This is a genomic window from Nocardioides aequoreus (assembly GCF_000720335.1).
GTDB lineage: Bacteria > Actinomycetota > Actinomycetes > Propionibacteriales > Nocardioidaceae > Marmoricola > Marmoricola aequoreus.
In genome coordinates, this window is the sequence record NZ_JOJN01000001.1 from 45,849 (window position 1) to 70,625 (window position 24,777).

Annotated in this window: 19 protein-coding genes; 7 read left to right on the forward strand and 12 right to left on the reverse strand. The window is 73.4% G+C overall.

Annotated features, from left to right (window positions below; all coding sequences use genetic code 11):
• Positions 1-104 precede the first annotated feature (104 nt).
• From IG63_RS0100205 to IG63_RS0100230, 6 genes are all read right to left on the reverse strand, one after another.
• Complete coding sequence (locus IG63_RS0100205; RefSeq protein ID WP_245604203.1) at positions 105-1,313, reverse strand: M16 family metallopeptidase; 1,209 nt, start codon at positions 1,311-1,313, stop codon at positions 105-107.
• Between the two features lie 62 nt (positions 1,314-1,375).
• On the reverse strand, positions 1,376-3,574 hold the full coding sequence (locus IG63_RS0100210; protein WP_425411764.1) for a polyribonucleotide nucleotidyltransferase: 2,199 nt from the start codon (positions 3,572-3,574) through the stop codon (positions 1,376-1,378).
• 247 nt (positions 3,575-3,821) lie between these two features.
• Positions 3,822-4,097 (reverse strand): 30S ribosomal protein S15, encoded by a 276-nt coding sequence (rpsO, locus tag IG63_RS0100215; RefSeq protein WP_036194106.1) that lies wholly within the window; start codon positions 4,095-4,097, stop codon positions 3,822-3,824.
• A 160-nt stretch (positions 4,098-4,257) separates the two neighbouring features.
• The gene (locus IG63_RS0100220; protein WP_051705989.1) at positions 4,258-5,124 is read right to left on the reverse strand and encodes a serine/threonine-protein kinase; all 867 of its coding nucleotides are present in this window, start codon (positions 5,122-5,124) and stop codon (positions 4,258-4,260) included.
• A complete protein-coding gene (locus IG63_RS0100225) occupies positions 5,121-6,908 on the reverse strand; it encodes an ABC transporter ATP-binding protein/permease (RefSeq protein ID WP_051705990.1) in 1,788 nt (595 codons plus the stop codon). The genes IG63_RS0100220 and IG63_RS0100225 overlap by 4 nt, the downstream gene beginning before the upstream one ends.
• A 74-nt stretch (positions 6,909-6,982) precedes the next feature.
• Positions 6,983-7,153 carry a hypothetical protein gene (locus tag IG63_RS0100230; RefSeq protein WP_157209958.1) on the reverse strand — a complete coding sequence of 57 codons (171 nt, stop codon included), beginning with the start codon at positions 7,151-7,153 and terminating at the stop codon, positions 6,983-6,985.
• A gap of 134 nt (positions 7,154-7,287) precedes the next feature.
• Between IG63_RS0100230 and IG63_RS0100235 the strand changes: the two genes are divergently transcribed.
• Both IG63_RS0100235 and IG63_RS0100240 read left to right on the forward strand, forming a co-directional pair.
• Positions 7,288-9,468 (forward strand): molybdopterin-dependent oxidoreductase, encoded by a 2,181-nt coding sequence (locus IG63_RS0100235; protein ID WP_030482369.1) that lies wholly within the window; start codon positions 7,288-7,290, stop codon positions 9,466-9,468.
• The gene (locus IG63_RS0100240; protein ID WP_051705991.1) at positions 9,465-11,327 is read left to right on the forward strand and encodes an alpha-amylase family protein; all 1,863 of its coding nucleotides are present in this window, start codon (positions 9,465-9,467) and stop codon (positions 11,325-11,327) included. Before IG63_RS0100235 ends, IG63_RS0100240 begins: the two co-directional genes overlap by 4 nt.
• 105 nt (positions 11,328-11,432) lie before the next feature.
• Here the strand turns inward: IG63_RS0100240 and IG63_RS0100245 are convergent, their stop codons facing one another.
• From IG63_RS0100245 to IG63_RS0100255, 3 genes are read right to left on the reverse strand one after another with little or no spacing between them, the layout of a single operon-like run.
• Entirely contained in the window at positions 11,433-12,452 is a 1,020-nt protein-coding gene (locus tag IG63_RS0100245) for a hypothetical protein (RefSeq protein WP_030482371.1), read from the reverse strand.
• Positions 12,449-13,423: a bifunctional riboflavin kinase/FAD synthetase gene (locus tag IG63_RS0100250; RefSeq protein WP_051706064.1), complete on the reverse strand. Its 975-nt coding sequence runs from the start codon at positions 13,421-13,423 to the stop codon at positions 12,449-12,451. The genes IG63_RS0100245 and IG63_RS0100250 overlap by 4 nt, the downstream gene beginning before the upstream one ends.
• A gap of 57 nt (positions 13,424-13,480) precedes the next feature.
• Positions 13,481-15,451 (reverse strand): PTS mannitol transporter subunit IICBA, encoded by a 1,971-nt coding sequence (locus IG63_RS0100255; protein WP_030482373.1) that lies wholly within the window; start codon positions 15,449-15,451, stop codon positions 13,481-13,483.
• Between the two features lie 194 nt (positions 15,452-15,645).
• Between IG63_RS0100255 and IG63_RS0100260 the strand changes: the two genes are divergently transcribed.
• Positions 15,646-16,704 (forward strand): zinc-dependent dehydrogenase, encoded by a 1,059-nt coding sequence (locus tag IG63_RS0100260; protein ID WP_030482374.1) that lies wholly within the window; start codon positions 15,646-15,648, stop codon positions 16,702-16,704.
• 674 nt (positions 16,705-17,378) lie between these two features.
• Here IG63_RS0100260 and IG63_RS0100265 read toward each other — a convergent pair.
• Positions 17,379-19,103, reverse strand: coding sequence for a phosphoenolpyruvate--protein phosphotransferase (locus tag IG63_RS0100265; RefSeq protein WP_030482375.1), 1,725 nt, complete (start codon positions 19,101-19,103; stop codon positions 17,379-17,381).
• Positions 19,104-19,203: 100 nt separating this feature from the next.
• Between IG63_RS0100265 and IG63_RS0100270 the strand changes: the two genes are divergently transcribed.
• The 4 genes from IG63_RS0100270 (at position 19,204) to IG63_RS0100285 (ending at position 23,360) form a co-directional block, all read left to right on the forward strand.
• Entirely contained in the window at positions 19,204-19,965 is a 762-nt protein-coding gene (locus IG63_RS0100270; protein ID WP_030482376.1) for a DeoR/GlpR family DNA-binding transcription regulator, read from the forward strand.
• Positions 19,962-20,918, forward strand: a complete 957-nt coding sequence (locus IG63_RS0100275) for a 1-phosphofructokinase family hexose kinase (RefSeq protein WP_030482377.1) — start codon at positions 19,962-19,964, stop codon at positions 20,916-20,918. Before IG63_RS0100270 ends, IG63_RS0100275 begins: the two co-directional genes overlap by 4 nt.
• A 51-nt stretch (positions 20,919-20,969) precedes the next feature.
• Entirely contained in the window at positions 20,970-21,227 is a 258-nt protein-coding gene (locus IG63_RS0100280; protein ID WP_030482378.1) for an HPr family phosphocarrier protein, read from the forward strand.
• 66 nt (positions 21,228-21,293) lie between these two features.
• Positions 21,294-23,360, forward strand: a complete 2,067-nt coding sequence (locus tag IG63_RS0100285; protein WP_030482379.1) for a PTS fructose transporter subunit IIABC — start codon at positions 21,294-21,296, stop codon at positions 23,358-23,360.
• A gap of 34 nt (positions 23,361-23,394) precedes the next feature.
• On the opposite strand, the gene truB is transcribed toward IG63_RS0100285, so the two are convergent.
• Together truB and rbfA are read right to left on the reverse strand one after the other, a co-directional pair.
• Positions 23,395-24,261: a tRNA pseudouridine(55) synthase TruB gene (gene truB, locus IG63_RS0100290; protein WP_030482380.1), complete on the reverse strand. Its 867-nt coding sequence runs from the start codon at positions 24,259-24,261 to the stop codon at positions 23,395-23,397.
• Positions 24,258-24,707: a 30S ribosome-binding factor RbfA gene (gene rbfA, locus IG63_RS0100295; protein WP_030482381.1), complete on the reverse strand. Its 450-nt coding sequence runs from the start codon at positions 24,705-24,707 to the stop codon at positions 24,258-24,260. The genes truB and rbfA overlap by 4 nt, the downstream gene beginning before the upstream one ends.
• Positions 24,708-24,777: the final 70 nt, after the last annotated feature.

Genomic DNA, 24,777 nt, shown 5'->3' on the forward strand with positions numbered 1-24,777 from the left:
TCTCGATGGTCAGCCAGTGACCTCTCGGCGGTCAGGCAGTGACCCCTCCGCGGTCAGGCAGTGACCCCTCCGCGGTCAGGCAGTGACCTCTCGGCGGAAGGGGGTCAGGGGGTGGCGGGGCCGACGAGGGCGAGGGTGGGGGTGCGGGTGTAGAGCTCGCGGGCCAGGTCGTGCACCTGGCCAGGGGTGACGGCGTCGATGCGGCCGAGCACCTCGTCGATGGAGAGCAGCCGCGGCTGGAAGAGCATCGCCTCGCCGAGGCGGGTCATCCGGGCACCGGTGTCCTCGAGGCTGAGCACGAGCCCGCCCCGCGACTGGCCCTTGCCGCGCGACACCTCCTCCTCCGCGAGACCGTCGGCGGCCACCAGCGCGAGCTGCTCACGCACGACGCGGAGCAGCTCGTCGGCCTTGCCGGGCAGGCAGCCGGCGGAGACGCCGACCATGCCGGCGTCGGAGTAGCCGAGGCCGAAGGAGTAGACGGAGTAGGCCAGGCCACGGCGCTCGCGCACCTCCTGGAAGAGGCGCGACGACGGTCCGCCACCGAGGGCGTTGTTGAGCACCGAGAGCAGGTGGCGCCGCGGGTCGGAGCGGGTCAGGCCTCGCATGCCGAGCACGACGCTGACCTGCTCGAAGGGACGGGCCACGCGCGCCTCGCCGCCCCGCACGGGGCGGGGACGCTCGGCCAGCCGCGGTCCGGCGGGCTCGACGTCGCGGTCGAGGAAGCCCCGGCCGGCGAAGGCCTTCGTCGCGCGCTCGACGACCTCGTCGTGGTCGACGGAGCCGGCGACGGCGAGCACCATGCGCTCGGCGGTGTAGCGGCCGCGGTAGTAGCGATTGATCTGGGTGCGGGTCAGCGCGGTGATCGACTCGGCGGTGCCGGCGATCGGGCGGGCCAGCGGGGTGCCGGCCCAGGCGGTCGCCGCGAAGAGGTTGTGCACGACGTCGTCGGGGTCGTCGTCGTGCATCGCGATCTCGTCGAGGATGACCTCGCGCTCGGCCTCGACGTCGTCGGCGGTGACCAGCGAGCTGGTCATCATGTCGCCGAGCACGTCGAGGGCCATCGGGAGGTCCTCGTCGAGGACCCGCGCGTGGTAGCAGGTGTACTCGCGCGCGGTGTAGGCGTTGAACTCCCCGCCGACCTCGTCGAAGGCCGCCGAGACGTCCATCGCCGAGCGGGTCGGCGTGCCCTTGAAGAGCAGGTGCTCCAGGAAGTGCGACGCCCCGCCGAGGCCGGGGGTCTCGTCGCGCGAGCCGACCTGGCAGAAGACCCCGACCGCCGCGGAGCGTACGCCGGGGACCTGCTCGGTGACCACGGTGAGGCCACCTCGCAGGACCGTACGGCGCACGCCCGCGGGCAGTGCGTCAGGTGCGGAGGTCACTCCGCGGGGGCCTCCGCGGCCTCGTCGGACTGCTCCGACTCCTCGACGACGGGGACCAGCGAGAGCTTGCCGCGGTCGTCGATCTCGCCGATCTGGACCTGCAGCTTCTGGCCGACCGAGACGACGTCCTCGACGTTCTCGACCCGGCGACCGCCGGCGAGGGAGCGCAGCTTGCTGATGTGCAGCAGGCCGTCCTTGCCGGGCATCAGCGAGACGAAGGCGCCGAAGTTGGTCGTCTTGACCACGGTGCCGAGGTAGCGCTCGCCGACCTCGGGCATCGTCGGGTTGGCGATCGCGTTGACCGCGGCGCGCGCGGCCTCGGCGGCCTCCCCGTTGGTCGCACCGATGTAGACGGTGCCGTCGTCCTCGATCGACAGCGAGGCGCCGGTGTCGTCCTGGATCTGGTTGATGACCTTGCCCTTGGGGCCGATGACCTCGCCGATCTTGTCGACGGGCACCTTGACGGTGATGATGCGCGGCGCGTGCACCGACATCTCCTCGGGGGCGTCGATGGCCTCGGCCATCACCTCGAGGATCGCCAGACGCGCGTCGCGGGCCTGGGTCAGGGCCGCGGCGAGCACCTCGGCGGGGATGCCGTCGAGCTTGGTGTCGAGCTGCAGCGCGGTGACGAACTCCTTGGTGCCGGCGACCTTGAAGTCCATGTCGCCGAAGGCGTCCTCGGCGCCGAGGATGTCGGTCAGCGCGACGTACTCGGTCTTGCCGTCGACCTCGCCGGAGATGAGGCCCATCGCGATGCCCGCGACGGAGGCCTTGAGCGGCACGCCGGCCTGGAGCAGCGAGAGCGTCGAGGCGCAGACCGAGCCCATCGAGGTGGAGCCGTTGGAGCCCATCGCCTCGGAGAGCTGGCGGATCGCGTAGGGGAACTCCTCGCGGCTGGGCAGCACCGGCAGGATCGCGCGGCGCGCGAGCGCGCCGTGGCCGACCTCGCGGCGCTTGGGCGAGCCCACGCGGCCGGTCTCGCCCGTGGAGAAGGGCGGGAAGACGTACTTGTGCATGTAGCGGCGGTGCTTCTCCGGCGACAGCGTGTCGAGCTGCTGCTCCAGCTTGAGCATGTTGAGGGTGGTGACGCCCAGGATCTGGGTCTCGCCACGCTCGAAGAGCGCCGAGCCGTGCACCCGCGGGATGACCTCGACCTCGGCGGAGAGGCTGCGGATGTCGGTCAGGCCGCGGCCGTCGATGCGGACCTTGTCGCGCAGCACGCGCTCGCGCACGAGCGACTTGTTGAGCGCACGGAACGCCGCGCCGATCTCCTTCTCGCGACCCTCGAAGTCACCGGCGATCTTCTCGAGCAGGCTCGCCTTGATGTCGTCGAGACGCTCCTCGCGTTCCTGCTTGCCACCGATGGTGAGGGCGGCCGCGGTGTCCTCGCGGACGGCGCTCTCGACGGCGGCGTACACGTCGTCCTCGAAGTCGAGGAAGATCGGGAACTCCTGGACCGGCTTCGCGGCCTGGGCGGCGAGCTCGGCCTGGGCCTCGCACAGCTGCTTGATGAAGGGCTTGGCGGCGTCGAGGCCGCCGGCGACGACCTCCTCGGTCGGGGCCTGCTTGCCCGAGCGCACCAGGTCGTAGGTGGTCTCGGTGGCCTCGGCCTCGACCATCATGATCGCGACGTCGCCGGTCTCGGTGACCCGGCCCGCGACGACCATGTCGAAGACGGCGTCCTCGAGCTGGCTGTGCGAGGGGAAGGCGACCCACTGGTCGTCGATCAGCGCCACGCGCACGCCACCGACCGGGCCGGAGAAGGGCAGGCCGGAGAGCTGGGTGGACGCCGAGGCGGCGTTGATGGCCAGCACGTCGTAGGGCTGGTCGGGGTCGAGCGCCAGCACGGTGATGACGACCTGGACCTCGTTGCGCAGGCCCTTCTTGAAGGTCGGGCGCAGCGGGCGGTCGATCAGGCGGCAGGTGAGGATGGCGTCCTCACCGGGGCGACCCTCGCTGCGGAAGAACGAGCCGGGGATCTGGCCCACGGCGTACATCCGCTCCTCCACGTCGATGGTGAGCGGGAAGAAGTCGAAGTGGTCCTTGGGCTGCTTGCCGGCGGTGGTCGCCGAGAGCAGCATCGTCTCGTCGTCGAGGTACGCCGTCACGGCGCCGGCAGCCTGCCGGGCCAGGAGGCCGGTCTCGAACTTCACGGTGCGCTGACCGAAGGAGCCGTTGTCGATCACGGTCTCCACGGCGAGCACGTCAGGGGTTTCGGACAAGGTGTCGTCTCTCTCTCGAGGCGAAACGAACCGCGAGCCTCACGCCACGTCCGGTCTTCGATCGAGGCACACCGGCGACGAGCCGCGAAGGGGCGTCGACGGGGGGCCACTACCGGAGACCGGGCCCGCGGGCCGCGGTTCGCTCCTGAGTGTTCGGATGTGTTCAGTTGTGGCTATTCAAGCGCAACGGCCCACCCGCGAGGCGGATGGGCCGTCGGTGTCAGCGTCGGAGGCCGAGTCGCGACACGATCGAGCGGTAGCGCTCGATCTCGGTCTTCTCCAGGTAGTTCAGGAGACGACGGCGCTGGCCGACCAGGAGCAGCAGGCCACGACGGCTGTGGTGGTCGTGCTTGTGCTGCTTGAGGTGCTCGGTGAGGTGGGAGATGCGGTGGCTGAGCAGCGCGACCTGCACCTCGGGGGAACCGGTGTCGCCCTCGGTGGTGGCGTACTCGGCGATGATCTTCTTCTTGGTCTCGGCGTCGGTACCGATGGACACGCTGGACTGCCTCTCTGTGTCGTTGCGCGGCGCGCCGGGGCCTGTTCACCCGGGCACTCTGGATCCGCGGCCGTTCGTACGGCGGTGCTGTGGCGCGCCCGCGGCAGTGGACAGCCGGCACGACAGCCTCGTCAGGTTAGCAGCGCGGCGCGACGGCCCCCTAATCGTGCGCGTACGGCGCCAGCCCGGCGCGCACGTCGACCAGCCGCGGGCGCTCGGCGGGGTCGGGCGCCAGGCACGCGAGCAGCAGCCCGGCGACGTCGGCGGGGACGACGTCGGGCAGCCGGGGCGGCCGCGGGGCGCGGCGGTGCAGCACCGGGATGCGGGGCCGGGAGTCCCAGGTGGCCTCGTCGCCGAAGGGCAGCTCCCCGGTCAGCGCGTCGAAGAGCGTGACGCCGAGACCCCAGACGTCGGTGGCGGTGCCGAGCCCGGCGCCCCGGGCCTGCTCGGGCGCCAGGTAGCCCCGGGTGCCGGCGCCGCGGCGCCCCGCCCCCGGTCGGCCGACCAGGCTCAGGTCGATGAGCGTGACCCGGCCGTGGTCGACGACCACGTTGGCGGGCTTGAGGTCCAGGTGCAGCCAGTCGTGGCGGTGCAGGTAGCCGAGCACCGAGCACAGCTGCAGCGCCAGCCCCGCCGCGTCGGGCAGGGCGAGCGGCTCGTCCTCGACGAGGGCGGCCAGGGTGGCTCCCGGCAGCACCTCGAGGACCACGGCGGGCGGGTCGTCGTACGCCTCGTAGGCCCGGACCAGGTGGGGGTGGGCGAGCGTGGTGAGCACGTGGCCCTCGCGCAGGGTCGCCTCGACGACGCGCTGCTCGTGACGGCGGTCGGGCCGCAGCACCTTGACCACGCAGCGGCAGTCGCGCTCGTGGGAGTAGACGTCGTAGGTGTCCATGCGGCGTCCGTGGGCCAGCAGCCCGACCACCTCGTAGCCCGGGAGCACCTCCTGGCCCGGCTGCACCACGTCGGCGAGCAGGGCCGGGTCGGTCTCGCCGCTGTCGGGTCGGGGGCCGCGCACGAGGCCGATCATGCGGGCACCCCGGTGGAGACCGCCAGCCGCGCCGTCGGCGGTGGCTCGGCGTCCGCCGCGACGAGGGTGGAGAGGTCGACCACGCGGTCGACGTACGGCAGCACGCGCGGGTCGTGGGTGAGCACCAGCAGCGTGCGGGCGCGGTCGCCGGTCAGCGGCTCGAGCAGCGCCGCGGCCGCGGCGTCGTCGAGCCCGGTGGTGGGCTCGTCGAGCACCAGCAGCGGGGTGTCGCGCAGCAGCGCGCGGGCCACGCACAGCCGCTGCCGCTGCCCTCCGGAGAGCAGCCGGCCGCGCTGGCCGATCCGGGAGTCCAGGCCCTGGGGCAGGGCCTCGACGAAGTCCGTCGCCCCCGCGCGCCGCAGGGCGTCGTGCAGCTGGCCCTCGTCGGCGTCGGGCCGGGCGAGCAGCAGGTTGTCGCGCACCGAGGCGTCCAGCAGCAGCGCCTCCTGCAGCACGATCGAGACCGTGCTCCGCACCGACTCCAGCGTGTGGTCGGCGAGGTCGTGGCCCGCCAGGCGCACCGTGCCGGTGCTGGGCTCGAGGTGCCGGGTCAGCAGGTAGGCGAGCGTCGACTTCCCGATGCCCGAGGGCCCCACCACCGCGACCCGCTCCCCCGCGGCGACGTCGAGGTCGAGGTCGCGCAGGACGGCGGGCCCGTCGGGGTACGCCGCCGTGACCCCGCGCAGCGAGACCGCCGCCGGGCCGGCGGGCGCCGGCAGCGCCGTGGCTCCCGGGCGGTCCCGGGGCGGCTGCTCGTCGAGGAGCTCGACGACGCGCTCGATGCCGGCGGTGGCCGAGAAGAGGTCGGGCAGCAGCTCGCCCACCTCGCGGGCGGGCCGGTAGCACTGCACCAGCAGGGTCATGAAGGCCAGCAGGCCACCGAGGGTCAGCCGGTCGGTGGCGATCGTCCAGACGCCCAGGCTGACCACGAGCAGCACGCCGACCAGCTCGACGAGGTCGATGATCGGCACGAAGACCGCGCGCACGCGGCTGGAGGCCAGCGAGGCGTCCATCATCGCCCGGTTCTGGTCGTGGTAGCGCCGGTGGGCCTGCCGCTCGGCGCCGGCCGTCTGCACGAGGGCGGCGCTGCCGAGGGTCTCCTCGCTCACCGAGCCGAGCGCGCCACGGCGGCGGCTGCTCTCGCGCGAGAGGTCGCGGACGAAGCGCGCGAAGGCCGCGGACACCCACCAGAAGCCGGGCACCACCACGAGCGCGGCGAGCGCGAGCTCCCAGGAGAGGTAGAAGAGGGCGCCGACGTAGAAGACCAGCCGCACCACGGCCGAGAAGCCGTCGGTGAGCTGGGCGACCATGAAGCGCTCGACCTGCGAGATGTCGCTGGAGAGGCGCTGCAGCACGTCGCCGAGGCGGCGCTGGGCGAGCACGGGCAGGGGCAGCGAGAGCGCGTGCCGGAAGGCCTTGCCGCGCAGGCGCAGCAGGAAGGACTGGGTGATCCAGGTGCCGAGGTAGTCGTCGGCGCCGGAGACGACGGCCGAGAGCAGGTTGAGGCCGACGTACAGCGCGACGATGCCGAGCAGCGGACCGTAGTCGGCGGGCACCAGCACCTCGTCGACCAGCCGCTGGAAGAGCAGGATCTCCACCACGGAGATCGCGGGGAGCGCGGCCAGCAGGACCATGCTCAGCAGGATCCAGCCGCGGAAGGGGCGCAGGTCGGGCCAGAAGCGGCGTACCACCTCGTGCAGCCGCAGTGGGGGCGCCTCGTCGACCACGGGCGCCTCGTCGGCACGGGGCCGCAGCAGGGCGACGGCACGCTGCCACATCTTCATCGGGTCTCCTTCGACGTGCCACGGCGGACGGGTGGCCCCAGGGGGCCGGGCCGCCCGTCCGCCGTGTCGGTGCCTCAGCTCGAGCGGCTGCTGCGGCTGCTGCGGCGGTTGCGGCGACGACGACGGCGGGCCCGGAGGCGACGCCGACGCCGGCGCCGGCGGCGGCGGTCGTCGGAGCTGTCGGTGCCGGCTCGCCGGGCCACCCGGGCCGGGGCGAGGGAGGCGAGGATCGTGGAGCGTGCCATGACGTCCACTCCTTTCCTGGGGGGTGAGGTGGTGCTTCCTGACACCGAGGACTCTGGGGCCGCAGCGTGAGGTGGGCGTGAGGTCCGTGTGAGAGGGCTCTCACGCTTCCGTCACGTCGTGGAAGGATCGGCGCGTGGCGACCGCAGCTCCCTCCGAACCGCTCACCGTCCTCGGCGTCTGCAACCTCTGCGAGGCGATCTGCGGGCTCCGGCTCACGGTGACCCCCGGCCCGGACGGCCCGCAGGTGACGGGCGTGCGCGGCAACCCCGACGACCCGCTCTCGCGCGGTCACGTCTGCCCCAAGGGCGTCGCCCTGCCCGACGTGCAGGCCGACCCCGAGCGGCTGCGTCGTCCGGTGCGCCGCGTCGGCCGCGGCGCCGACGCACGGTGGGAGGAGATCACCTGGGACGAGGCGCTCGACCTCGCGGCCGAGGCACTGGCGGGCACCATCCGCGAGCACGGGCGCGACGCCGTCGGCGTCTACCTCGGCAACCCCAACGTCCACTCGCTGGGCTCGATGACCCACGGCCTGCGCCTGGTGCGCACGCTGCGCACCGTCAACACCTACAGCGCCACCTCCGTCGACCAGCTGCCCGCCCAGCTCGTCGCCTGGCAGCTCTACGGCCACCAGCTGCTGATCCCGGTGCCCGACCTCGACCGCACCCGGCTCCTGCTCGTCGTCGGGGCCAACCCGATGGCCTCCAACGGCTCGCTGATGACCGCCCCCGACTTCCCCGGGCGGCTGCGCGAGCTGCAGGCGCGCGGCGGACGCATGGTGGTGCTCGATCCCCGGCGCACCGAGACCGCGCGGGTCGCCGACGAGCACCACTTCGTGCGTCCGGGCACCGACGCCGTGGTGCTCCTCGCCATGGTCCGCACCCTGCTCGACGAGGGCCTCGCGCGCCCGGCAGCGTACGTCGACGGGGTCGAGGAGGTGCGCGCGGCCGTCGCGGCGTACACCCCGGAGCTGGCGGAGCGGCACTCCGGCGTGCCGGCCGACGTCGTACGGCGCCTCGCGCGCGAGCTGGCCGCCACCGACGGGGCCGCGGTCTACGGCCGGATCGGCGTCTCGACCCAGGGCTTCGGCACGGTGTGCCAGTGGGCCATCCAGTGCCTCAACGCACTCACCGGCAACCTCGACCGCGAGGGCGGGACGATGCTGCCGGAGCCGGCGGCCGACATCGTGGGCCAGGGCTTCGTGGGGCGCGGTCACCTGGGGGCGTGGCGCAGCCGGGTGCGCGGGCTGCCGGAGTTCGGTGGCGAGCTGCCCGTCAGCGCGCTGCGGGAGGAGATCGAGACCCCCGGCGAGGGGCGGGTGCGCACGCTGCTGACGGTGGCCGGGAACCCGGTGCTCTCCACCCCGGACGGCGCCGGCCTGGCGCGGGCACTGGAGGACCTCGACTTCATGGTGGCCGTCGACCCCTACCTCAACGAGACCACCCGGCACGCCGACGTGGTGCTGCCCCCGACCACCGCGCTCGAGCGCGACCACTACGACCTGGTCTTCCACGGCCTGGCGGTGCGCAACACCGCCCGCTTCACGCCGGCGGTGCTGCCCAAGCCCGAGGGTGCCCGGCACGACTGGGAGATCTTCCGCGACCTCACGCTGCGCACCGTCGACCGGCTCCCCCGGGTCGGGCGCGGGCTCAAGGGGCGCCTCGGCTGGCTGGTCGACGTGGCCGCGCTCTCGACCGAGCCCCGCCACCTCGTCGCGCTGCTGCTACGGCGCACCGGTCGCACCACGATGCGGGCGCTGCTCCGCTCCCCCGAGGGCGTCGACCTCGGCCCGCTGCGGCCGACGCTGCCGAGTCGGCTGCAGACCCGCGACAAGCGGGTGCACCTCGCCTCGCCCGTCGCGATCGGCGACCTGGGTCGGCTGCAGGACCACCTCGCCGCGGCGGCCCCGGCCGACGGCGAGCTGCTGCTGATCGGACGCCGCCACCGCTCCGACAACAACTCCTGGATGCACGGCTCCGCGCGGCTCACCCGCGGCCGGCCACGCCACCACCTGCTGGTCCACCCCGACGACCTCGCCGCGCGCGGGCTCGCCGACGGTGACCGCGCCTCGGTCACCTCCCGGGTCGGCAGCGTCACCACCGAGGTGCGCGCGACCGACGAGGTGATGCCGGGCGTGGTCTCGCTCCCCCACGGCTACGGCCACCGCCACCACGGCAGCCCGCAGGCCCGCGCCTCGGCGGTCGAGGGGGTCTCGGTCAACGACCTCACCGACCCCGAGCTGCTCGACGTCTCCGGCAACGCCGCCCTCTCCGGCGTGCCCGTGCTGGTCGGGCCTGCCTCCCCGGAGGCCTCGTGAGCGACCACCTCCAGCACCTGCCCCCGGGCCTGCCCGAGCACCGTCGGCGCCTCTTCGCCGCGCGCCTCGAGCGCTGGCTGCCCGACCTCGACACCGCCCTGGCCGCCGTCTACGACGACCCCGCCACCGTGCGCGACCGGCTGGTGGCCCTGGCGGCCCGTGCCTTCGCCGCGCGTCCCGAGGAGCTGCACGACCTCGACCTGCGGCGCTCGCTGGCGCCCGACTGGTTCCAGCGGCCCGAGGCCGTGGGGTACGCCGCGTACGCCGAGCGCTTCGGCGGCGACCTGCGCGGGGTCGGCGAGCGGGCGGCGTACCTGGAGTCGCTGGGGGTCACCTACCTGCACCTGATGCCGCTGCTGACGCCGCGGCCCGCGCCCAACGACGGCGGGTACGCCGTGCAGGACTACCGCAGCGTGCGCGAGGACCTCGGCACGCTCGACGACCTCGTCGCGCTGACCGCCTCGCTGCGCGAGCGCGGCATCAGCCTCTGCCTCGACCTGGTGCTCAACCACGTGGCCCGCGAGCACGAGTGGGCGGTGCGCGCCCGGGCGGGCGACCCGACGTACCGCGCCTACTTCCACGTGCTCGAGGACCGGGCCGAGGTCGACACGTGGGAGGCGACGCTGCCGGAGGTCTTCCCCGACTTCGCGCCGGGCAACTTCACCTTCGACCCGGACCTCGACGCCTACGTCTGGACGACCTTCAACGACTACCAGTGGGACGTCGACTGGTCCAACCCCGACGTGCTGTGCGAGTACGCCGACCTGGTGCTGCTGCACGCCAACCACGGCGTCGAGGTCTTCCGGCTCGACGCGATCGCCTTCATCCACAAGCGCCTCGGCACCAGCTGCCAGAACCAGCCGGAGGTGCACGACCTGACCCAGGCGCTGCGCACGGTCGCCAGGATCGCCTGCCCCGCGGTGGCCTTCAAGGCCGAGGCCATCGTCGGGCCGCAGGACCTGATGCCCTACCTCGGCACCGGCCGCCACCACGGCAAGGTCAGCGACCTGGCCTACCACAACAGCCTGATGGTGCAGGTCTGGTCGATGCTCGCCAGCCGCGAGGTGGGGCTGGCCAGCCACGCGCTGCGGCGGCTGCCGCCCCCGCCGTCGACCACCGCGTGGATCACCTACGCCCGCTGCCACGACGACATCGGGTGGGCGATCGACGACGGCGACGCCGCGGCGATCGGGGTGAGCGGGCACGGGCACCGCTCCTTCCTCTCCGACTTCTACTCCGGCGACTTCCCGGGCTCGTGGGCGCGCGGCCTGGTCTTCCAGGAGAACGCCGCGACCGGCGATCGCCGCATCTCCGGGTCGCTGGCCTCGCTCGCCGGGCTCGAGGCGGGCGACCCGCTGGCCCGAGCGCGGATCCGGCTGGTGCACGCGCTGGTCGCGGGCTTCGGCGGGCTCCCGGTGATCTGGATGGGCGACGAGCTCGGGCTGCTCAACGACCCCTGCTGGGCCGACGACCCCGCCCACGCCGACGACAACCGCTGGGTGCACCGCCCCGTGATGCCCGCGGAGGTCACCGACGAGCACGGCGTCCTGGCCGACACCCGGGCGTTGCTGGCCGCCCGTGCCGCGACGCCCCACCTGCACGCCGCCACGCCGGCCGAGGTGCTCGAGCCGCGCGACCCCGGGGTGCTGCTCGTGCTGCGCCGCCACCCGCTCGGCCCGATGCTGGGCTGCTACAACGTCACCGACGGCCCGCGCCACGTGCCCGTGGAGGTGCTCCACGAGGTCGGACTCGACCCGGCGCGGCTGCACGACCGGCTCACCGGCCACGCGCCGCTGGTCCGCGGCGGCGCCGTCGCCCTCCCGGCGTACGGCGCGGCCTGGCTCACCACCCCAGACTGACGCCCATCCGCCCCAGATGCACGCCCATCCGCCCCGTATGCACGCCCATCCGCCCCGTATGCCGGCATCTCAGGCGGGTCGGCGTGCATCTCAGGCGGATCGGCGTCAGTCGGGGGGCGGGGCGGCAGCGGCGGAGCGGGCGTCGCGGACGGTGAGGTAGACGGCGCGGACGCCGACGGCGCTCTCGAGGTGCTGCTGGACGCGGCCGAAGAACTGCTCGCGGTAGCTCTCATCGGTCATCGTCGAGACGGTGAGGTAGAGCGCGGAGAAGGCGGCGAGGAAGATCGAGACCTGCACCAGCTCGACGCTGAGGTTGGGCAGGTAGCTCCAGGCCCGGGGGCTGCGTCCGGTCCACGACTCCACCACGCCGTCGGTCATCGTCAGGCCGCCGAAGAGCAGGAAGAAGCCGAAGACCGAGACCGCCATCAGCGTCACCTGCGCGACCTGCACGACGACGAGGGCGAGCACCAGGTTGCCGCGCTCGAAGCCGCTGACCTCCGCCCGCGAGGCGGGGTCGGCGGCGGGGTCGGCCAGCAGCCGCTCGCAGTCGGCCTGCATCGGCGTGCCGGCACAGGTGCGCCGCAGGAAGGCGTCGTCGACGTGGTCGTCGACCAAGTCGACCTCCTCCGGCAGCCGCACCAGCAGGAAGGCCACGGCCAGGCCGCTGAAGAGCAGCACGGTCAGCCACAGCTCGCCGGGCCGCAGCGAGGCGGTCAGCTGCCACACCTCGGCGTTGATGAAGAGGAAGGTCACGAAGAGCAGCAGCAGCGGCAGCGCGCGGCTGAGCATCGGCAGCATCACGCGGACGCCGACCAGGGTGTGGGTCAGCGCCCAGCCGACGATCGAGCGGGCCCGCAGCGCCGTGAGGGCGTACCAGACGACGCTGCCGATCACGAGGGTGAGCAGCACGGCGGGGCCGACGCTGAAGGTGCTGGCGACCCAGGCCAGCGAGGCGGCCGTGGCGGCGGCGAGCACGACCACGACGAGCAGCAGCGGCACCAGCCGGCGCGGCTGGAGCGCGCGGCGCACCCGCCCGCGCTCCTCGGGCACGAAGTAGGCGAGCCCGTTGCCGGAGAACCACTGGTCGGTGGCCGCCAGCGGGTCCTCGCGGGTCGTCCGCCTCACGAGGGCAGTCCCAGCACCTCGCGGGTACGCCGCACGTCGTCGGCCATCTGCACCAGCAGCGCGTCGACGGAGTCGAAGGCCACCATGCCGCGCAGCTGCTCGACGAAGGTCACCTCCACGAGCCGGTCGTAGAGCTGCAGCTCGGGGGGCCGGTCGGAGCCCGAGGGGTCGAGGACGTAGGACTCGACGCGCCGCTCGCGCTCCCCGGCGAAGGTCGGGTTGGTGCCGACGCTGATCGCCGCGGGCAGCCGCTGCGCGGCCGCGAGCGGGTCGTCGTGGTCGACCACGCGCAGCCAGCCGGCGTACACGCCGTCGGCGGGCACCAGGCCGGCGTCGGCGTCGACGGGCACGTTGGCCGTGGGGTAGCCGAGACCCGCGCCGCGCTGGTCACCGCGCACGACCCGGCCCTCGACCTGGACCGGGCGGCCCAGCGCCTCGGCCGCCGCCACGACGTCTCCGGCGGCGATCCGGTCGCGCACGAAGGTCGATGACCACACCTGCTCCCCGCCCGCGAGGTCGAGGCCCTCGACGGTGAAGTCGTGCTCCCTCCCCATCGCGCGCAGGGAGTCGACGTCGCCCGCGGCCCGGGCCCCGAAGCGGAAGTTCTCCCCCACCACGACCACCGCGGCGTGCAGCGTCTCGACCAGGATCCGGCGCACGAACTCCTCGGGCGGCCACGACGCCACCTCCCGGGAGAAGGGCAGCACCAGCACGTCGTGGACGCCGCAGGCCTCCAGCAGCCGGGCGCGGGTCTCGATGCCGGTGAGCCGCACCGGCGCCCGCTCGGGCAGCAGCACCTGCATCGGGTGCGGGTCGAAGGTGATGGCGACGACGCGGCGCTCGCCCGCGACCTCGCGCGCGCGGCGTACGACGGCCTGGTGGCCACGGTGCACGCCGTCGAAGTTGCCGATGACCACGACGGTCCGGTCGAGGTCGTCGGGCACGGCGTCCCAGGATCGCCAGAGGGGCACGGGCGCCACCCTAGAGGTTGTGGCGCCCGTGCCCCTCGGCCGGGACGGTCGTCCGCGTCAGACGCTCACGCCCTGCAGCACGGCGAGCACGTCGTCGGCGGACTCCGCCGCCTCGAGGCGGGCGATGGCCGCCTCGTCGGAGAAGACCGTGGCCAGCTGACGCAGCAGTGCCAGGTGGTCGTCGCCCGCGCCGGCGATGCCGACGACGAACTTGGTCTCCTTGCCGTTCCAGTCGATGCCGCCGGGGTAGCGCACGAAGCTCAGCGCGGAGCGCCGGATCGCCCCCTTCGACTCGTTGGTCCCGTGCGGGATGGCGAGCAGGTTGCCCATGTGCGTGGAGACCGAGGTCTCCCGCTCGTGCATCGCCGCGACGTACGACGCCTCGACGGCGCCGGCGTCGACCAGCAGCTGGCCGGCCTCGTCGATGGCGCCGTCACGGGTGTCGGCCGCGCCGGCGAGCACGATGGAGTCGCGCGAGAGCACGTCGCCACCCAGGTCGGCCGGGCCGTCGGCGCTGTCGACCTCGGACGTCGTCGCGCCCCCGGAGGCGCCGTTGCGCTCGCGCACCAGCTCGACGATCTCGTCGTAGCGCGGGCTGCCCATGAAGTTGTCGACCGACACGTGCATCGCCGAGCCGGCCCGCTGCCGGGCGCGGTCGGTGAGGTCCTTGTGCGTGACCACGACGTCCTGGTCGTCACCGAGGGAGGCGATCGCCTTGTTGACCACCGTGACGTCGGTGAAGCCGGCGCCGTGCACCTTCTTGCGCAGCACCGAGGCGCCCATGGCGGAGGACCCCATGCCGGCGTCGCAGGCGAAGACGATCCGCTCGACGCGACCGGTGTGGGAGCCGCCGGTGAGCGCCGAGGCGACCGAGGACTTCTTGCCCTTCATCTGCTCCATGCTGGCGGTGGCGGAGGCGAGGTCGCCCTCGTCGTCGCTCCGGTCGGTCTTGAGCAGCAGCGAGGCGACCGCGAAGGTCACCGCCGCCGAGCCGAAGACGGCCAGGGTGACGCCGAGGAAGCCACCGGCGGCGACCTGGGCGTAGACCGCGAAGATCGAGCCAGGAGCGGCCGGCGCGCGCAGCCCCACGTCGAAGGCGACGTTGATGGCGACACCGGTCATGCCGCCGGCGATCATCGCGACGATCAGCTTGGGCTTCATCAGCACGTAGGGGAAGTAGATCTCGTGGATGCCGCCGAAGAAGTGGATGATCGCGGCGCCGGGAGCGGTCGCCTTCGCCACGCCCTTGCCGAAGAAGGCGAAGGCGAGCAGCAGGCCGAGGCCGGGGCCGGGGTTGGCCTCGAGCAGGAAGAGCACGGACTTGCCGGTCTCGGTGGCCTCCTGGATGCCCAGGGGCGTCAGCACGCCGTGGTTGATCGCGTTGTTGAGGAAGAAGACCTTGGCCGGCTCGATGAGGATCGAGGTCAGCGGCAGCAGGTTGTTGTCGACCAGCGTCTCCACGATGCTGCCCGCGACGTCCATGACGCCGTTGACCAGGCGTGCCACCGCGAAGAAGCCGACGAGGGCCATCACGAAGGCGGTGATGCCCGCGGAGAACATGTTGACGAGCATCTCGAAGCCCGGCCGGATCTTGCCGTCCCACAGCGCGTCGAGGCGCTTCATCACGTAGGCGCTGAGCGGACCGAGGATCATCGCGCCGATGAACATGTGGACCTGGCCGAGCGGGGGCTCGCCCTCGGGGAGGGTGGCGTTGAAGTTGGCCACCAGCAGGTCGGAGCCGGCGATCGCGCCCATCGTGGCGAAGGCGCCGACGACCGCGCCGCGGTCGCCGTAGACCATCCGGCCCCCGGTGCCCGCGATGAGGATCGGGAGCAGGTAGTGGATCGCGGGGCCGACCATGGTGGCGAGGTCGGCGTTGGGCAGCCAGCCCACGTCGATGAACAGGGCCGTCAGGAGGCCCCACGCGATCAGTGCCGGGATGTTGGGCATGATCATGTTGGACAAGAAGGTGCCGAACTGCTGCACCTTGACGCGCGCTCCGCCGCTGGCGGGTGCTGTGGTGGCCATGTGAGGGCCCTCTCCATCTCTCGTGCTCGCGTGACGTGGGTCACGCCTCTGCTCAGCAGTATGCAACCAATCGGGCACGTTGCCAAGCACTCGGGCATACTCAAATCGCTGACGTGTGGCTTTTTGTGTGTTTGAGCAGTAGCGTCGCCACGAGAACCCCACAGAACTCACGACGACGTGATGGAGGCCCCGAGATGAAGGCGCTGCGTTTCTACGCTCCCGAGGACGTCCGGCTCGAGGACGTGCCCGAGCCCGAGTGCGGCCCCGACGAGGTGAAGCTGCGGGTGCGCAACTGCTCCACCTGCGGCACCGACGTCAAGATCTTCCACAACGGCCACCAGAACCTCACGCCTCCGCGCACCATCGGCCACGAGATCGCCGGTGAGGTCGTCGAGGTGGGCGACCAGGTCAACGCGACGTACGGCTCCTCCTGGGAGGTCGGCGACCGCGCCCAGGTCATCGCCGCCGTGCCGTGCGGTGAGTGCCACGAGTGCACGAAGGGCTGGATGGCGGTCTGCCAGAACCAGACCTCGGTCGGCTACCAGTACGACGGCGGCTTCGCCGAGTACATGATCGTGCCGAAGCAGGTGCTCAAGGTCGACGGCCTCAACCGGATCCCCGACAACGTGGGGTACGACGAGGCCAGCGCCGCCGAGCCCTTCGCCTGTGCCATCAACGCCCAGGAGCTGCTCGGCATCGAGCCCGGCGACACCGTCGTCGTCTTCGGCGCCGGCCCGATCGGCTGCATGCACATCCGCATCGCCCGCGGCGTCCACGAGTGCGGCCCGGTCTACCTCGTCGACGTCAACGCCGAGCGGCTGCAGATGTCGGCCGACGCCGTCCAGCCCGAGGAGACCATCAACGGCGCCGAGGTCGACGTCGTCGAGCGCGTCATGGAGCTGACCGGCGGTCGCGGCGCCGACGTCGTCATCACCGCGACCGCGGCCAACGTCACGCAGGAGCAGGCCATCGCCATGGCCGCCCGCAACGGCCGGATCTCCTTCTTCGGCGGCCTGCCGAAGACTGACCCGACGATCACCTGCGACTCCAACGTCGTGCACTACCGCCAGCTGCACATCCACGGCGCCAACGGCTCGGCTCCCGAGCACAACAAGCGCGCCCTGGAGTACATCTCCACCGGCCAGGTGCCGGTCAAGGACCTCATCACCCGCCACATCCCCCTCGACGACGTCCTCGACGCCTTCACCATCGTCAAGAACGGCGAGGCCATCAAGGTCACGGTCGAACCGTAAGACCGAGAAACGAGGTCTGACGGTTCAAGACCGGGAGGTCGAGGTGCGAGCAGTCCAGGCCCGACGGAGGAGGGCCAGGACCGCGAGCCTCGAGACCCGGCGAGGTGCGCTTCGTGCGAGGGTCTCGAGACGGTTGCTGCGCAACCTCCTCGACCACCCGAGGCGACGGGGGTAGGTCTCGACCGGCTCGACCGACAGGCCGCCGGGTGGTCGAGGAAGGCGCGCAGCGCCTGTCTCGAGACCCGGCGAGGTGGGCAGGCGCGCGGGTCTCGAGACGGTTGCTGCGCAACCTCCTCGACCACCCGAGGCGGATGGGTCTCGACAGGCTCGACCGACAGACCCCCGGGTGGTCGAGGAAGGCGCGCAGCGCCTGTCTCGAGACCCGACGAGGTGCGCAGGCGCGCGGGTCTCGAGACGGTTGCTGCGCAACCTCCTCGACCACCTCGAGGCGGATGGGTCTCGACAGGCTCGACCGACAGGCCCCCGGGTGGTCGAGGAAGGCGCGCAGCGCCTGTCTCGAGACCCGGCGAGGGGCGCTTCGTGCGGGGGTCTCGAGACGGTTGCTGCGCAACCTCCTCGACCACCCGAGGCGAGGCGGGTAGGTCTCGACAGGCTCGACCGACAGACCCGGGTGGGGCGCGTGGGTCTCGACGGGTTCGACCTCCCGGCCGGCGTCAGGCGCCGGCCAGCACCTCCCGCGCGGCGTCGCGGGCGGCGTGGGGGTCGCGGGTCTGCATGGCGGCCTTGGCCGCCTCCCGGCACTGCTCGAGCGTGACCCGGCCGAGCTGGGCGCCGACGGCGCGCACCGAGGCGGCGGCCATCGACAGCGAGGTCACGCCGAGGCCGACGAGGACGCACGCGAGCATCGGGTCGGCCGCGGCCTCGCCGCAGACGCCCACGGGCTTGTCGGCGCGCTGGCCCGCGGCCGCCGTGGCGGCGACGAGGTGCAGGACCGCGGGCTGCCAGGGGTCGGTCAGGTGCACCAGGTCGGTGGCCATCCGGTCGGCGGCCATCGTGTACTGCGTCAGGTCGTTGGTGCCGATCGAGACGAAGTCGACGTGCTCGAGGATCTGGTCGGCCAGCAGCGCGGCGCTGGGCACCTCGACCATGACGCCGGGCTTGAGGCCGCGCGCCCGGGCGAGCGCGGCGAACTCCGCCGCCTCGTCGGAGGTCGCGATCATCGGGGCCATCACCCACGGCGTGGTGCCGACCCGCTCCCCCGCCAGCTTGAGCGCGTCGAGCTGGTGCTCCATCAGCTCGGGCTTGTCGGTGGCGAGGCGGTAGCCGCGCACCCCGAGGGCGGGGTTCTCCTCGTTGCTGAGGGTGGCGTAGGCGATCGGCTTGTCGGAGCCGGCGTCGAGGGTGCGGGTGACGACGTAGCGACCGGTGTCGGACTCCGTCCCGAAGGGCGAGAGCACGGCCTCGTAGAGCTCGGCCTGCTCCTCCACCGTCGGCTCCTGCGGCAGGCCGAGGAAGGCCAGCTCGGTGCGGAAGAGGCCCACGCCCTCGATGGGGCCGTCGGCGGCCGACGCGGCGGAGGCGCCGTCGGCGACGTTGGCCAGCAGCTTGACCGCGATGCCGTCGGCGGTCTGCGCCGGACCCGTCCAGCTCTCCAGCTCCTCGCGCTCGCGGCGGTACGTCGCCACGCGACGCTCGGCGTCGGCCTCGTCGACCTCGGTCTCCACCGTGCCGGCCGCGGCGTCGACCAGCACGACGGCGCCGGCCTCCAGCGCGAGCGCACCGGTCACGCCGACCAGGCACGGGATGCCGAGCTGCCGGGCGATGATCGCGGTGTGGCTGGTGGCGCCCCCGCGTTCCATCACCAGGGCGGCCACCCGGGAGGCGTCGAGTCCGGCGGAGTCGGCCGGAGCGAGGTCGTCGGCGACGAGCACCGAGACCACCTCGGGCCTCGGCACGCCCGGCTCGGGCAGGCCCACCAGCCGCGCGGTCGTGCGCCGTCCGATGTCGCGCAGGTCGGTGACCCGCTCGGCCATCAGCCCGCCCATGGTGCTGAACAGGCTGGCGAAGTGCTCGACGGCGTCGTCGAGCGCGTCGAGCAGGCCGGCGCCGGAGCTGAGGTTCTTGCGCACCATGGTGCGCAAGCCCTTGTCGCGGGCCAGCTTGGCGCTCGCGCCGAGCACCTCCGCGGCGGCGTCGCTGGCCTGCTCGGCGCGGCGCTCGAAGCCGTCGGCGACGGCCGCCACCGCCTCGTCGTACGCCGCGAGCGCCTCGTCGACGTCGACCGGGCCGGACTCGCGGTGCGCGGCGACGACCGCGGGGTCGAGGTCGGTGCGCACGACCACGACCGGGGCGCACACGACACCGGCGACGACGGGGGTGCCGCGGAGCACGGCCTCGGCGGCGCTGGCGGTGGTGGACTCGGGCGATGAAGTGACCATGACCACAAGTCAACGCGCGTCAGCCTTGACAAGTCAACATGTTCGGGCATAAAAACGCAGTGAAACCCAAACGATTCCAACTTCGAGGGGAGCGCGGGCCGTGTACGCCGAGGAACGCCAGCAGGCCATCGCCGACTCCGTGCTGCGGCACGGACGGGTCTCGGTGACCGAGCTCGCGTCGTCCTTCGAGGTCACCACCGAGACGGTGCGCCGCGACCTGTCGGCCCTCGAGCAGACCGGGCTGATCCGCCGCGTGCACGGCGGCGCCGTGCCGAGCCGCTCGGTGATGGAGACCCGGCTCGCCGAGCGCGACGAGGCCCGCACCGAGGAGAAGGCCCGCATCGCCCGCGCCGCGGTCGGCCTGCTGCCGCCCGGGCAGGCCAGCCTGCTGATCGACGCCGGGAGCACCGTGGGCAGGCTCGCCGCCCACCTCCCCCACGACCGCAACCTGATGGTCTTCACCCACGCGCTGACCACCGCCGTGCGCCTGGGCCAGAGCAGCAACGTCGAGCTGCACGTGCTGCCCGGCCGCGTCCGGTCGGCGACGCAGGCGGCGGTCGGCGCCGACACCGTCGCCGCCCTCGAGCGGCTGCGCGTCGAGATCGCCTTCGTCGGCACCAACGGCCTGACCGTGCGCCACGGCCTCTCCACGCCCGACAGCGAGGAGGCCGCGGCCAAGCGGGCCATGGTGGCCGCCGCCGACCGCGTCGTGGTGCTGGCCGACGCCGACAAGCTCGGCCAGGAGCACCCCGTGCGCTTCGCCTCGCTGGAGGAGGTCGACACCCTCGTCACCGACGCCCGGGTCAGCGACCGCGACGTCTCGCGGCTCGAGAGCGCCGGCCTCACGGTGGTGGTCGCATGATCCTCACGCTGACCGCCAACCCCAGCCTCGACCGCACCGCGGTGCTGCCCACCCCGCTCTCCCGGGGCGCGGTGCACCGCCTGGAGTCGGTCTCGATGCAGGCCGCCGGCAAGGGCGTCAACATCAGCCGCGCCGCGGTCGCCGCGGGCGTCGCGACGCTGGCGGTGCTGCCGGCCCTGGAGCAGGACCCGTACGTCGCCGAGCTGGTCGCGCACGGCATCCCGGTGCGCCCGGTGCTGCCCGCGGGCAACGTGCGCATCAACCTCTCGATCACCGAGCCCGACGGCACCACCACCAAGCTCAACTCCCCCGGCGACACCGTCGGCCCCGACGACCTGCGCCGCCTCGCCGACGTGCTCCTCGAGCAGGCTGCGGCGTGCACCGCCGACGACTGGGTGGTGCTCGCCGGCTCGGTGCCGCCCGGCACCCCTGCGGACTGGTACGCCGACCTGGTCGGCGAGCTGCGCGCCACCCCGCCCCGCGTCGCCGTCGACACCAGCGACGCCCCGCTGCGCGCCCTCGTCGACGGCCTGCCGGGCAGCGCCCCCCACCTGATCAAGCCCAACGGCGAGGAGCTCGCCACCGTCACCGGATCCACCCGTCGGGTCGACTCCGACCCCGTGGCCGCCGCCGAGGTGGCGCGCGAGCTGGTCGCCTCCGGCATCGAGCGGGTGCTCGTCACCCTCGGCGGCCACGGCGCGGTGCTCGTCGACGCCGAGGGCGCCTGGCACGCCTTCGCGCCGCCGGTCGACGTCGTCAGCACGGTCGGCGCCGGCGACTCCAGCCTCTTCGGCTACCTGCTCGGGCACGACCGCGACCTCCCGCCCGAGGGCCGGCTCGCGCTCGCCGTCGCCTACGGCCGCGCCGCCGTCACCCTGCACGGCACCACGATCCCGGACCCCAGCCACGTCGACGCCGACGTCGTCGAGGTCCGCGCGCTCAGCCACGCCTGAGCCCCACCGCTTCCCCACCCGTCAGTCAGCACCCCACTCGCAGGAGGACCCATGCCCACCAAGAGCGTCGTCGTCGGATCGTCCGTCGGACTCCACGCCCGCCCGGCCGCGATCATCAGCGAGGCCGCGGCCGAGCTCGGCAGCGACGTCATGCTGGCCACCCCCGGTGGAGACCCGGTCGACGCCGCCTCCTCCCTGATGATCATGACCCTCGGCGCCGGTCCCGGCGACACCGTGGAGGTCTCCGGCGACGACGCCGCGGCGGTCGACAAGATCGCCGCGCTCGTCGAGCAGGACCTCGACGCCTGAGCGTCCCCGTCCCACCCGATCCACCCACCCCGCAGCACCCCTCTGCAGCACCCCCGGAGCCCCCTCATGACCGAACGCCTGCTCACCCCCGACCTCGTGCGTCTCGACGCCGACCTCGGCGACGACAAGGAGACCGCCATCCGCCGGCTGGCCGCCTTCGCCGCCGAGGGTGGCCGCACCACCGACCCCGACCAGCTCGCCGGTGACGCGCTGGCCCGCGAGTCCACGGCCGCCACCGGGCTGCCCGGCGGCATCGCCATCCCGCACTGCCGCACCGCGGCCGTGCAGGTGCCGACGCTGGTCTTCGCGCGGCCCGCCACGCCCGTCGCCTTCGGGGCCAAGGACGGACCGGCCGACCTGGTCTTCCTGATCGCGGCGCCCGAGGGCGGGGGGCAGACCCACCTGCAGGTGCTCACCAAGCTCGCCCGCGCCCTGGTCCGGCCCGACTTCACCGCCTCGCTGCGCGCGGCCGCCACCCCCGACGAGGTGGCCGCTCTGGTCGGCGAGGTGGTCGACGAGGCTCCCGCGCCCGCTCCGGCCGCGGCCCCCGCGGCCGCGCCGGAGGCACCGGCGCCCGACGAGACGACGTCCGCGGCTCCCGCCCGGCGCCGCTCCCTGGTGGCGGTCACCGCGTGCCCCACCGGCATCGCCCACACCTACATGGCCGCCGAGGCGCTCGAGACCGCCGCGGCCAAGGCCGGGGTCGACATCGCGGTCGAGACGCAGGGCTCGGCCGGCGCCACCCCGCTCCCCCGCGAGGTCATCGAGCGGGCCGACGCCGTGATCTTCTCCGTCGACGTGGGCGTGCGGGAGAAGCACCGCTTCGCCGGCAAGCCCGTGGTCGCCACCGGCGTCAAGCGCGCGATCGAGGACGGCGACGGCCTGGTCGCGCTCGCCCTCGCCCACGCCGACGACCCCTCGGCCCCGCGGGTGCAGGCAGACGGCGGCGACGCCGGTGCCTCGGCCACCAGCTCCTCGGAGTCCGAGTCGTGGGGCGCCCGCACCCGGCGGGTGCTGATGACCGGCGTCTCCTACATGATCCCCTTCGTCGCGGCCGGCGGCCTGCTGATCGCGCTGGGCTTCCTGCTCGGCGGCTACTCGATCACCGGGCCGGGCCAGGACATCGCCCTGAACAACTCGCTCTTCAACCTCCCCGACCTGGGCGAGGCGGGGCTCTCCGACGTGCCCTTCGACAGCCCCCTGCTGGCCTACTTCGGGGCGCTCGCCTTCACCCTGGGCGCGGCCGCCTTCGGCTTCCTGGTGCCGGCCCTGGCCGGCTACATCGCCTTCGCCATCGCCGACCGACCGGGCATCGCGCCCGGCTTCGTCATGGGCGCGATCGCGGTGACGCTGCAGTCGGGCTTCCTCGGCGGCATCGTCGGCGGCGTGCTCGCCGGTGTGGTCGCGCTGTGGATCTCGCGCTGGAGGATCCCCGCCTGGGCCCGCGGCCTGATGCCGGTCGTGGTGATCCCGCTGCTCGCCACCGTGATCGCCGGCCTCGTCATGGTCGTCGTCCTGGCCCGCCCGCTGGCCGGCCTGATGTCGGCGCTGACCGACGGGCTCAACAGCCTCGACGGTGGCTCGGCGATCCTGCTCGGCGCGATCCTCGGCCTGATGATGGCCTTCGACATGGGCGGCCCGCTCAACAAGACCGCCTACGCCTTCGCCACCGCCGGCCTCGGCGCCGCCGCCGCGGCCTCCGGCGACTCCCCGGAGCTGCGCATCATGGCGTCGGTCATGCTCGCCGGCATGGTGCCGCCGCTGGCCCTGGCGCTGGCCACCGTCGTCCGTCCCCGCCTCTTCACCCCGGTGGAGCGGGAGAACGGCAAGGCCGCCTGGCTGCTGGGTGCCTCGTTCATCACCGAGGGGGCCATCCCCTTCGCCGCCGCCGACCCGCTGCGCGTGATCCCCTCGATCATGCTGGGCAGCGCGGTCACCGGCGCCATCTCGATGGCCGGCGACGTGACCCTGCGTGCCCCGCACGGCGGCATCTTCGTGCTCTTCGCCGTGGGCAACATCCTGTGGTTCCTGGTGGCCCTGGTCATCGGCACCCTGGTCGCGACCGCGAGCGTGGTGGCCCTCAAGCAGCTCGCCTCGAGCTCGGCCGACACCCGCGAGGCCGTCGCCGCCTGAGGCCGCGGACTCGGGAGGTCCCGGGCTCCGAGGCTCAGCCGGTGAAGACGGCGACCGCCCTGGCGTGGTCGCCGTCCTGCCGGTAGAGCGCCAGGAAGCGGCCGTCGGGCGCGAGCAGCGCCACCGGGTCGTCGCCGCCGAGGTCGGCGGCGATCCGGCGGCCGTAGCCCACGTCGGTCGCCTGCTCGCCGCTCAGCGGGTACGTCGGGAAGGCCAGCGCCACGGCCTGCTCCATCGTGAGCAGCCGCCCCGCGTCGACGTCGTCGAGCGGGCAGGCGACGTCGAGCGCGAAGGGGCCGACCGACGTACGCCGCAGCGCCGTCAGGTGGCCGCCGACGCCGAGGCTCGCCCCCAGGTCGCGCGCGATCGCCCGCACGTAGGTGCCGCTGGAGCAGCGCACCGCGACGTCGAGGTCCGGCAGCTCCAGGCGGCGTACGTCGAGGTTGTCGACGCGCACCCGGCGCGCGGGCAGCTCGACCTCCTCGCCGGCGCGCACGCGGGCGTAGGCGCGCTTGCCGTCGACCTTCACCGCGCTCACCGCGCTCGGCACCTGGTCGATCTCGCCGACCAGGTCGCCCAGACGGTCGCGGACCTCGGCCTCCGAGAGCCCGTCGGTCGCGGCCGTGCTCGTGACCTCGCCCTCGGCGTCGTCGGTCGTGGTGGTCGCGCCGAGCCGGATGGTGGCGTCGTAGGCCTTCTCGGTCAGCGTCAGCTGGCCCAGCAGCCGGGTCGCCCGACCGACACCGAGCACGAGCACGCCCGTCGCCATGGGGTCGAGCGTGCCGGCGTGGCCGACCTTGCGCGTGCCGAGGGCGCGGCGTACCCGCGCGACCACGTCGTGGCTGGTGATGCCCCCGGGCTTGTCGACGACGAGGAGGCCGTCGGGTCCGGACGCGGTCACTCCTCGTCGGCCTCGTCGAGCTCGTCGGGGTCGCGCGGCTTGCGGTAGGGGTCCGGCTCCCCGGCGTACGCCGCCCCCGCCGAGGCCTGCGCGGCCTGCTCGTCGGAGGCGCGCACCCGCTCCAGCAGGTCCTCGATGTGGCGGGCGTTCTCCGGCAGCGCGTCGTGCACGAACTCCAGCGTCGGCACGTGACGGATGCCGAGCTGCTTGCCGAGCTCGGTGCGGATCATGCCCTTGCTCGACGCGAGCGCCGCCGCCGACCCCTCGAGGTCGGCGTCCTGCCCGAGCACGGTGTAGAAGACCGTGGCGTGCTGCGTGTCGCCCGTGACCCGGACGTCGGTGATGGTCACGAACCCCAGCCGCGGGTCCTTGATCCGTCGCTCCAGCAGCTCCGCGACCACCACCTTGATCCGGTCGGCGATCCTGCGCACCCGTGGGTTGCTCATCTCTCTCCTTCAGACCCGGCGACCGAAGTCACTGGTCAACCAGTGACTCTGCCACTTCGCCACGGTCGTG

Coding starts and splice junctions, on each gene's coding strand:
- IG63_RS0100220 (WP_051705989.1), bottom strand. CDS start 5,124: ATGATCGGCCTCGTGCGCGGCCCCCGACCCGACAGCGGCGAGACCGAC.
- IG63_RS0100225 (WP_051705990.1), bottom strand. CDS start 6,908: ATGAAGATGTGGCAGCGTGCCGTCGCCCTGCTGCGGCCCCGTGCCGAC.
- IG63_RS0100230 (WP_157209958.1), bottom strand. CDS start 7,153: ATGGCACGCTCCACGATCCTCGCCTCCCTCGCCCCGGCCCGGGTGGCC.
- IG63_RS0100255 (WP_030482373.1), bottom strand. CDS start 15,451: ATGGCCACCACAGCACCCGCCAGCGGCGGAGCGCGCGTCAAGGTGCAG.
- IG63_RS0100260 (WP_030482374.1), top strand. CDS start 15,646: ATGAAGGCGCTGCGTTTCTACGCTCCCGAGGACGTCCGGCTCGAGGAC.
- IG63_RS0100265 (WP_030482375.1), bottom strand. CDS start 19,103: ATGGTCACTTCATCGCCCGAGTCCACCACCGCCAGCGCCGCCGAGGCC.
- IG63_RS0100275 (WP_030482377.1), top strand. CDS start 19,962: ATGATCCTCACGCTGACCGCCAACCCCAGCCTCGACCGCACCGCGGTG.
- IG63_RS0100280 (WP_030482378.1), top strand. CDS start 20,970: ATGCCCACCAAGAGCGTCGTCGTCGGATCGTCCGTCGGACTCCACGCC.
- IG63_RS0100285 (WP_030482379.1), top strand. CDS start 21,294: ATGACCGAACGCCTGCTCACCCCCGACCTCGTGCGTCTCGACGCCGAC.
- rbfA (WP_030482381.1), bottom strand. CDS start 24,707: ATGAGCAACCCACGGGTGCGCAGGATCGCCGACCGGATCAAGGTGGTG.